This is a genomic window from Thiocystis minor, from assembly GCF_016653465.1.
GTDB classification, from domain to species: domain Bacteria; phylum Pseudomonadota; class Gammaproteobacteria; order Chromatiales; family Chromatiaceae; genus Chromatium; species Chromatium minus.
Map to the genome: position 1 here is coordinate 1 of NZ_NHSQ01000020.1, position 8,195 is coordinate 8,195.

General features: G+C 64.9%; 8 protein-coding genes and 1 pseudogene. 3 read left to right on the forward strand and 6 right to left on the reverse strand.

Features of this window, described 5'->3' with window-relative positions; translation table 11 throughout:
- The first annotated feature begins 259 nt into the window (after positions 1-259).
- Positions 260-1,834 carry a GAF domain-containing protein gene (locus tag CCR95_RS00740; RefSeq protein ID WP_201090985.1) on the forward strand — a complete coding sequence of 525 codons (1,575 nt, stop codon included), beginning with the start codon at positions 260-262 and terminating at the stop codon, positions 1,832-1,834.
- A 225-nt stretch (positions 1,835-2,059) separates the two neighbouring features.
- Here CCR95_RS00740 and CCR95_RS00745 read toward each other — a convergent pair whose 3' ends face one another.
- Genes CCR95_RS00745 through CCR95_RS00770 form a run of 6 tightly spaced genes read right to left on the reverse strand, consistent with a single transcriptional unit; the run spans position 2,060 to position 6,411 of the window.
- Positions 2,060-3,880 (reverse strand): complex I subunit 5 family protein, encoded by a 1,821-nt coding sequence (locus tag CCR95_RS00745; protein WP_201091004.1) that lies wholly within the window; start codon positions 3,878-3,880, stop codon positions 2,060-2,062.
- Positions 3,880-4,260 (reverse strand): cation:proton antiporter subunit C, encoded by a 381-nt coding sequence (locus CCR95_RS00750; RefSeq protein WP_201090987.1) that lies wholly within the window; start codon positions 4,258-4,260, stop codon positions 3,880-3,882. Before CCR95_RS00750 ends, CCR95_RS00745 begins: the two co-directional genes overlap by 1 nt.
- Complete coding sequence (locus CCR95_RS00755) at positions 4,257-5,216, reverse strand: MnhB domain-containing protein (RefSeq protein ID WP_201090989.1); 960 nt, start codon at positions 5,214-5,216, stop codon at positions 4,257-4,259. The genes CCR95_RS00750 and CCR95_RS00755 overlap by 4 nt, the downstream gene beginning before the upstream one ends.
- Positions 5,209-5,541, reverse strand: coding sequence for a cation:proton antiporter (locus CCR95_RS00760; RefSeq protein WP_201090996.1), 333 nt, complete (start codon positions 5,539-5,541; stop codon positions 5,209-5,211). The genes CCR95_RS00755 and CCR95_RS00760 overlap by 8 nt, the downstream gene beginning before the upstream one ends.
- Positions 5,538-5,867 carry an MrpF/PhaF family protein gene (locus tag CCR95_RS00765; protein WP_201090998.1) on the reverse strand — a complete coding sequence of 110 codons (330 nt, stop codon included), beginning with the start codon at positions 5,865-5,867 and terminating at the stop codon, positions 5,538-5,540. Before CCR95_RS00765 ends, CCR95_RS00760 begins: the two co-directional genes overlap by 4 nt.
- On the reverse strand, positions 5,860-6,411 hold the full coding sequence (locus tag CCR95_RS00770) for a Na+/H+ antiporter subunit E (RefSeq protein WP_201091000.1): 552 nt from the start codon (positions 6,409-6,411) through the stop codon (positions 5,860-5,862). Before CCR95_RS00770 ends, CCR95_RS00765 begins: the two co-directional genes overlap by 8 nt.
- A 122-nt stretch (positions 6,412-6,533) precedes the next feature.
- Here CCR95_RS00770 and CCR95_RS25035 point away from each other — a divergent pair.
- Both CCR95_RS25035 and CCR95_RS00780 read left to right on the forward strand, forming a co-directional pair.
- Positions 6,534-6,779, forward strand: a pseudogene (locus CCR95_RS25035) (IS66 family transposase); the annotation flags it as partial.
- 170 nt (positions 6,780-6,949) lie between these two features.
- Entirely contained in the window at positions 6,950-8,071 is a 1,122-nt protein-coding gene (locus CCR95_RS00780; protein ID WP_201091002.1) for an autotransporter outer membrane beta-barrel domain-containing protein, read from the forward strand.
- Positions 8,072-8,195: the final 124 nt, after the last annotated feature.

The window sequence follows — 8,195 nt, forward strand, 5'->3', positions numbered from 1 at the left end:
GCGCAGCGGCTCTTGGGTAAACTGGGACATGGGCGACCTCGTTTGGCTTCTCCGAAGCGTTCTTTGCAGAACACCAATTTTATCAATTGGTTAAACGAGTGTCGCCCATTTTTATGAATAATTCGGGTTAGATCTGTGCCGACGCCAGGTGGTTAATGCCAACCTGACGGATGGCTGAAAACGACGCACCTCATCACGCACACAGTTTCACCGCTGGCCGATGCATCATCGCCGACCGGCTCAGTTTGAGGACCGACCCATGAGCGAGCTTTCACTGCAAGGTTTTCTGGCCGAGTGCGAACGCGAGCAACTGCATCGCGTCCAGGCCATCCAGCCCGACGGCGTCCTGCTCGGCGGAATGGTTGGAGATCCGCGGATCCGCTTTGCGAGCGCCAATCTCGCCGACTGGATCGGACATGGGTGCGCCGAGGCGCTGGGCCAGCCGCTCGCGGCCATCCTGCCGGACGTTCCGCCCCAGACCGATGCCACGACCGCCGCGGACGATACCTGGATGCAACCGTCCACCGAAAAGCGACTGTATCGCAATCTGTTCAGCGGTCCACGCGGCAGTCTGGACGGACTGCTGTCCTGCAACGAACAGAACTGGCTGCTGGAGCTGGAGACCTCCCTGCCGCCCTCACGAGCGCACGACGCTGATCGGCCGGTGCCGCATCGTCTGTATCGGATGCCCTACACCGAACTGGATTGGGAGCAGCAGTGCCAATATCTGGCCAACGAACTGCGCGCCGCAACCGGCTTCGAGCGCGTCATGATCTACCGTTTCCGGGATGACGACTGCGGCGAGGTCATCAGCGAAAGCCTGGCCGACGGGCTCTCGCCCTACCTGGGGCTGCGCTATCCCGCATCGGACATTCCAAAGATCGCACGGACGCTGTATCTCAGCAATCGGCACCGTCAGATCGCCGACATCGCCGCCGAGCCGGTGCCGATCCAGGGTCACGAGGAGGCCATCGCCGATCTCACGCTGTCGGATCTGCGCGCCGTCTCGCCGGTCCATCTCGCCTATCTGCGGAACATGGGCGTCACAGCCTCGCTCTCCTTCTCGCTGATCCTGTACGGACGGTTGTGGGGGCTCATTGCCTGCCATCATCACGAACCGCGCAGCCTGCCGTTGCCGGTGCGCGAGCGTTGCGCCGAGATGGCGCAAGTCTTCACGCTCTCCATCGGAGGCTATCAGAACAACCGTCGTCTGCGCGAGGTCAACGGGAGCGACCAGGAGATCGTGCGCCTGCTCGACGCCTTGCGCGATGCCGAAAGCCATCGCCGATCGGCCGCGTTCGGCGCTCCCACGTTCAACCCCGGTCCGATCCTCGGCCGCGCACTTCTGTCGCTGGTCGCCGCCGAGGGCGCGGCGCTCGTCGACGGCAATCAGATCGTGACATTTGGGATCACGCCCACCCGGCCGGAGATCCAGGCCCAGGTCGAGTGGTTGCGGACCGGCCTTAGCGACCAGGTCTTTTCCACCGATGCACTGCCCAATCTGTTTTACCCCGCCACGGACTATGCCGATCGCGCGAGCGGACTGCTGGCGGTGCGCGCCGGTCGTTTCGACCATATAGACAAACGTGGCGAGCGCGTCTTTCTCTGGTGGCGGCCCGAGCAACCGCGTACCGTCTATTGGGCCGGCGATCCGCGCAAGGACGTCTGCTTCGACGAGCAGAGTCAACACCTGTCGCCGCGTTCCTCCTTCGAGCGCTGGATCGAGACCACCTCTGGCCACTCCGAGCCCTGGTCAGATAGCGACCTGCTGCGCGCCAAGAAATTCCGCAGTCTGGTGCTGCGCGCGATCAACGCCGATGTTTTGCGGGGGTAAGAAGAAGGAAGGGGCAAAATTTGCCTTGTTCTTTGTCCAACAATTTTCAATTTGAGCGTATGACTTTGTGCCAGACTTCGCCGAAGGCCACCCTGAAATTCGCTGCCCATTCCCCTTGGAAGACAAAATTTCGGGGGAACCTCAATCGCGCGGCTGTGAGAGAAACGCCCGGTGGGGCGGTGCGCGGTGTGTGGTAGCAGACGCTTCCGTCGGCTTTCCCGTGGGTCACGACCCGGTGGCAATGGCCGCGGCCAAGGCGAGCGCCAGAACCAAAAGAGACAGACCCGCAACCGGCCACTTCCGCAAGCCACGATCGGCACGCTCCAGGATGGCACCGAGAGCCGCCGCCCAATGTCCGGTCACGCTAGAGGTCGTTGCCGCGAGACGCTCGGAAGCGTTCGCCTGGCGGTCAGGCCAGGGCAGCATCCCAAGCACCAGCAGCCCGACCACCAGGATTGGCCAGACATCGCCCCAGAGTTTGCTCCAGCCAAAGGCGCCGGCCATGGCGGTCGAGACGGCCGCGCTCGCATCGAGGCCGGCGCGACCGACCCCGACCAGATCGAAGAGCGCGGGCGGCAGGAGGCCGAGCAGCAGCGCAGCGAGCGCAAGCGCCAAAACCACCAGCTCCTGGGCGCGTCCAGGACGAGCGACGACCTGACCGGATGGCGGGCCGGACAGCGCATGCCCGAGCACCCAGAACAGATAGGCGGCGGTGAGCAGTCCGCCCGCCTGCATGACCAGTCCCCACCACCATTGTCCGGTCCCGTCGACGGCCGCGGTCAGCAGCGTCTTGGTCAGATAGCCGCCGCTCGGTTGAATCCCGATCAGCGATAGCCCGGCGAGCCCGAAGGCGAGAACGGTGATCGGCAGGACGCGGATGCTGCCGCCCAGGTCGCGGATGCGGTCATGACCGAGCGTCCCGGCGAGCAGGCCGGCGGCCATGAACATGGCGGCCTTGGCGCAGGCGTGCGACACCACCTGGAGCATGCCGCCGGTCAAGGCGAGGGACTCGGCGCTCGCGGCCAGCGGAAAGATCAGGAAGAGATAGCCGATCTGGGCGACGGTCGAATAGGCGATCAGCAGCTTGAGCCGGGCCTGCCGCAGGGCGATGAGATTGCCGAAGAGGATCGCCCCGGCGCCCAGCGCACCAAGAATCTGGGCCGTCATCGGGTTCAGCGCTCCCGGTAGGACATCGAACCAAATCCGCAGGATCAGGAAGAAGGACGCCTTGACGACCAGCGCCGAGAGGATGGCGCTGGCGGCCGGCGGCGCGCCCGCGTGGGCTGGCGGCAGCCAGAGATGCAGCGGAAAGAGCGCGGTCTTGGCCAGCAGCCCGACGGTCATCAGCGCGGCGGCGGCGACGATCGGCGGCGGCAGCGATGGCGCTCCGGCGATCCGCTCCGCGAGCAGGGCGATATCCAGGGTGGCGTAGGTGCCGTAGAAGAGCACCGCGCCCAGCAGGTAAAGCACCGAGCCCAGGAGCGCGAAGAGCAGATAGCGCAGGGCCGCCGCCAGGGTTTCGGCCCGACCGTCCAGGGCGACCAGCGGCACGGCGGAAAAGGTCAGGAGTTCCAGTGCCACGAAGAGCGTGAACAGGTCCTGACCCAGAAAGGCTGCGTTGAGTCCGGCCCAGACGCCCATCAGGAGCATCCAGAACACGAGCGAGGCGCGGGTCTCGGGCGCGCCGGGCGGAACCCGAAAGTCCCGTTGGGCGTAAATCCCAACCGCCAGGATCACCACCGCCGAGACGAGCAGTAGGATCGCCGAGAGCCCATCCGCCTTCAGCGCCACGCCCAGCGGTGGCGCCCAGCCTCCCAGGTGGTACAGCAAGGCATCGCCGCCGGTCAGAACGGCGGTCGCGACGGCGAGCGCGGCGATGAGCCCCAGCAGGAGCAAGAGGAGCATGAAACGGCCCAGAAAGCGTCCGCCAAGCATGAGCGCCAGCAGCAGACCGATGACGGGCAGCATGAGCGGGATCACGAGGAGGAGTCCGCCCAACTCGATCAGGCTTGTGAACGGGGAGACGAGGAGCGATGAACTGTCCATCACGCCGCCCGTTCGGGTGCGGGCGCCCGCTCGTGAGTGGGCGAGTGAGAGCCCGACCCAGCGCGCTCCAGCGTGCTCCGGCCGCTGATCTCGGCGAGCCGCAACAGCAGGGCGACAGCGATGGACGTCGCCGCGAAGGCGACCACCAGTCCGGTGATGATCAGGGCCTGCGGCACGGGGTCGCCGTCGACCCCGAGCCCGGCGGCGGACAACGCGCCACCGCCGCGCTTGGCGATCACTCCGAACAGCAGGAAAACGCCGCTGCCGATGAGGTTGAAGGCGAGGATCTTGCGCAGTGCGCCAGGCTGGCAGATCAGGCCGTAAAGCCCCAATCCCACTAGGGCGGCGCCACAGAGACCGAAGAGGGTCGGGCCGTTCATGAGCGCCCCCCGGAGCGGTGATCGTTCGCTGGCGGTCCCGCGAGCAGCAATCCCAGCGTTAAGGCGATGGACAGAGTCAGGACCGCCTCGATGGCCAGGATCAGCGGCTTCGCGTAGCCCTCCGGGTAGGCCAGGAAGGCGTCCGCCAGCCAGATGCCGGCCACGCCGATCCCGATGAAGACCAAGGCCCCAATGACGAGCAGGACACGCAAGCGTTGATCGCGCACGGCCGGCGGTTCCCGCAGACCGGCGATCAGGACGAGGATCCACATGGCGGCCAGCACCGTGGCGCCCTGGAATTTACCGCCTGGGTCGTCGGCGCCGTTCCAGACCAGATGGATGCCGATCAGGATGCCGAACGGGGGCAGCACCTGGGCCAGCAGGGTCAGCGCGCTGCCCGACTGCGGGCGGGGCAGGGAACCAGGACGTCCGCCCCAGGCGGGATCCGCCGCCACCGACCAGACCCCGATCAGGGCCGGTATCAGGACCACGGACTCCAGCAGGGTGTCGATGGCGCGATGGGCCAGCAGGACGCCGGTGACTGGATTCCCGACCCCGGTGGGAGGCAGGTTCTCGGCGACCAGCAGGGCCAGCGTCGGCGCGGGATCGGGCAGCATGAGCACCACGGCGGCAAGTCCAAGGGCGATGGCCGCGCAGAGCAGGCCGATCAGCATCCTGAGCCCTCGGCCAGGTCGGCTGCTGACTTCGGCGGCCTCGTAGGGCGCCAGACGCGCCGCCGCGCCGAGCAGCAGAAGGCCGGTAAGCCCGGTTCCCAGGGCGGCCTCGGTCATGGCCACGTCCACGGCCGCGAGCCGCACCCAAACGATCGCCATCAAGAGCCCGTACGCGACGAATCCGACCACCGCGCTATAGGCCGCGCGGGTGGAAATCACCCAGAGGGCCAAGCCAAGGACCAGGAGCGCCAGCGCGGCATCGACGACCAGCGCGCTAGTCATGACTGGCTCCCGCGTGACGCGCCGGCGTCTCCGCCCGGTCCTGATCGGGCGCGGAGGCCGTGCCCGCCAGGAGCTGACCGACCGTGGCGCCGGAGAGCAGCGCGAGCAGCCACACCGCGAGCAGTCCCAGCGCGGCCAGGGGCGCTGACACCTGGGGCAACAGGCCCAGCACGACCAGCCCGAGCCCCAGATTGTCCGCCTTGGTGAGCGCATGGAGCCGGGTCAGGGTATCGGGAAAGCGTAGCAGCCCGACCGTGCCGGCCAGAAAGAAGATCGCCCCGAGCGAGACGGCGACGATGGTCAGGATGTCCAGCGCGAGATTCATGGCGTGTCCCTTTTGTTCTCGTCCGACGATCCCGGGGCGGCATGTTCCGTTCCGGATGCGGTTCCGAGTCCGTCTGGACGATGGATACCGCTGACGAAGGCGACCGAGGCGAAGGCCGCGAGCAAGGCCAGCAGCAAGGCAACTTCCACGATCGCGCCGACCCCGGTGGCGACGCCCAGCAGGAGCAGGGCCGCGACGCCGCCGGTGCCGAGGAGTTGGGCGGCCAGCATGCGATCCGCGTGACCGGGACCGCGCAGGAGTCGAATCAGCCCCAGCGCGACGGTGCCCAGGACGAAAGCGGCCGCGCCAAGCAGGAACTCAGTCATCGCGGTCGTTCCCGCCACGGCGGACCCGCATCATCAGCGCCTCGTCCCGGGCGAGTCCCGCCGCGACCGGCTGATCGAGATCCAGACAGTGATAGAGCAGTCGGTCATGATCATCGGTCCCCACCGGAAGCGTGCCCGGCATCAAACTCGTGATGGCGCCGAAGGCCGCGCGTTCGGTTCCGGGCGGGAGGCGCGTGGGAAAGGTCAGATCACCGGGCTTCAGGGGCAGGCGCGGGTCGAAGGCCCGACGGGCCACGTCCACGCCGGCGACGATGGATTGCCAGAAGAAATGCAGGGCGAGCCGCGCGAGCGCCGCGAGGTGGAGCCGTCCCGGAGTAGGCGGCAGGAGGCGCAGACTGACCCAGGTCGCCGCCACGGCCGCGAGCAGCCCGACCGCCAGGTTGGCGGCAAGATCGGTCGTCAAGCCCTTGGCGACCGACTCGTTCAGGCCGGGTCCGGCCAGCAACAGCCAGAAGCCGAAAAATGCGCTCCATCGTGCCACAACCACGCGGATCAGGGAGTGCGCGCCCTTGGGTCTAGTCATCGGAAGGCTCATGCATCGGTTCGGTCTCGCCTAAACCGCATCCCTTATGGCATGCGGTGTATGTACATTGGTCCGGTCTTGTCGGCAACCGATAAATCTTGTCGCCGGCACGATTCAATTAATTGATTTTAAATATTCCCCACTGGCCGCTCACCAACAACGACGCCGAGCGGGCGCTGCGCCATTGGGTGATCGCACGACGCATCATGATGGGGACGCGCGGCGAAGCCGGATCGCGCGCCTTCACCTTGCTCGCCAGCGTGATCGACACCTGTCGCCCACGCGGCCATGTGCCTTGGCACTCTCTGGCCAGCGTGATCGCGGAGCGTCGCGCCGGTCGCGCAGCAGCTCCGCTACCGGCTCTATGAACGGCTACTGTTGAGGTACTTATATTTTTCTGTCGGAGATGGGGATTTTTGTGCCGGATGATTCCGGAACCGGAACGTCTAAAACAATAGACATAACGTGGTTTCTACACCTAAAATCTACCTTACGTGAACGGCAAAGGGCCGTCTAAAATTTGGAAGGACAGCGATATATGCACCTCATTACCCCAGCCTTAAGTCGTTTTTTCCCCCTCTCAAAGTTCCGTTACATGGTGCCCGCCGCTGTGTTAATGACCGCCGCCATCGACGTGGCTGAGGCGGCGGTGACGTTCAACGATCCCGTCGTGCTCATCGCAGATATGACTATCTCAGATGGTGATCACATTGACTTTAAATCAACTATTGACGGACCCCATAACCTAACTCTTAACACCCCAGGCGTCACAACCTTCCAAGGGACGGTCGGTGGAACCCTTCCCCTCGCCGCTCTTACCACTGACGCAGCCGGTACGACGACGCTCGGCGGCAACGTCACTGCCATGGCAATCCATTTCAATGATCTGGTGACGCTGACTTCAGAAGTGACCCTTGGCGGCGTTATCTCACTGGCTTCGCTGGCTGGCGGCGGCCGGAATCTGACGTTGGCCGCCGGGAGCGGGCCTGGAGGTTCGATGGTGCAAGGAGTCGTTAACAACCTGGGCAGCGGCACCGGGGCGGCCCTGACGATCTCACCCGGTGTCATCGGGCCAGTGCACTTTCTCGGCACGTTGGGTGGCAACTCCGGCTTGTTGGCGACCCCAGGCAGCAACGTGAGCTTCGAGCAAGACGTCACCCTCGGCAACGGTGATACCGGGACTAATCTGCCGGGATTGGTGGCTCTCAATGGCTTGACCTTTAGCGGTTATGACGGCATCAGCTTCGGCACCACAACGGTGAGGGGAAAAAGCACCATCAATGCCAACGGGTTTCCCCTCGCTCTAGGGGCAACGACACTGGCAGGAACCTTAACCTTGGTGGGTGCTACGACACTCAATCTCGGCACGGTCAGTGGTAATGTGGCGGGGGGGCTCCTTGCCCTTAATGCCTCTGGCGCAGTCAGTGTCGGTTCGATTGGCCCTAACATCGATACCGTCACGTTAATCAACAGCGGGGGGGCGACCTTCGCTGCTCTCACCGCAGTGACCCTCGCTCTCCAGGGCACCAACGGTAACATCGTTTTCAATGGTGACCTGAGCCTTGGCAACTTGAACACAGCGGCTCAGAACTACAATCTGGCGTTGTTGGGCGCAAGCAATTTCGTCATCTCTGCCACCACCTTCAACAACACCGGCTAAAGTGGACCCCATGTCCAGGACAGTTTTCCCCTGAATTTAAGTTGTGCTTGCGACATCAATCGCAGCGGTTTGGCGCTGCCCCAGTGTTGTCTCGCCGAAGCGATCCACGATGTTGGCTCCCCCA

Bases quoted from the DNA above. Each gene is read 5' to 3' on its own strand.
- CCR95_RS00745 (WP_201091004.1), bottom strand. From the start codon at position 3,880: ATGGACAGTTCATCGCTCCTCGTCTCCCCGTTCACAAGCCTGATCGAG.
- CCR95_RS00765 (WP_201090998.1), bottom strand. From the start codon at position 5,867: ATGACTGAGTTCCTGCTTGGCGCGGCCGCTTTCGTCCTGGGCACCGTC.
- CCR95_RS00750 (WP_201090987.1), bottom strand. From the start codon at position 4,260: ATGAACGGCCCGACCCTCTTCGGTCTCTGTGGCGCCGCCCTAGTGGGA.
- CCR95_RS00755 (WP_201090989.1), bottom strand. From the start codon at position 5,216: ATGACTAGCGCGCTGGTCGTCGATGCCGCGCTGGCGCTCCTGGTCCTT.
- CCR95_RS00760 (WP_201090996.1), bottom strand. From the start codon at position 5,541: ATGAATCTCGCGCTGGACATCCTGACCATCGTCGCCGTCTCGCTCGGG.
- CCR95_RS00770 (WP_201091000.1), bottom strand. From the start codon at position 6,411: ATGACTAGACCCAAGGGCGCGCACTCCCTGATCCGCGTGGTTGTGGCA.
- CCR95_RS00780 (WP_201091002.1), top strand. From the start codon at position 6,950: ATGCACCTCATTACCCCAGCCTTAAGTCGTTTTTTCCCCCTCTCAAAG.
- CCR95_RS00740 (WP_201090985.1), top strand. From the start codon at position 260: ATGAGCGAGCTTTCACTGCAAGGTTTTCTGGCCGAGTGCGAACGCGAG.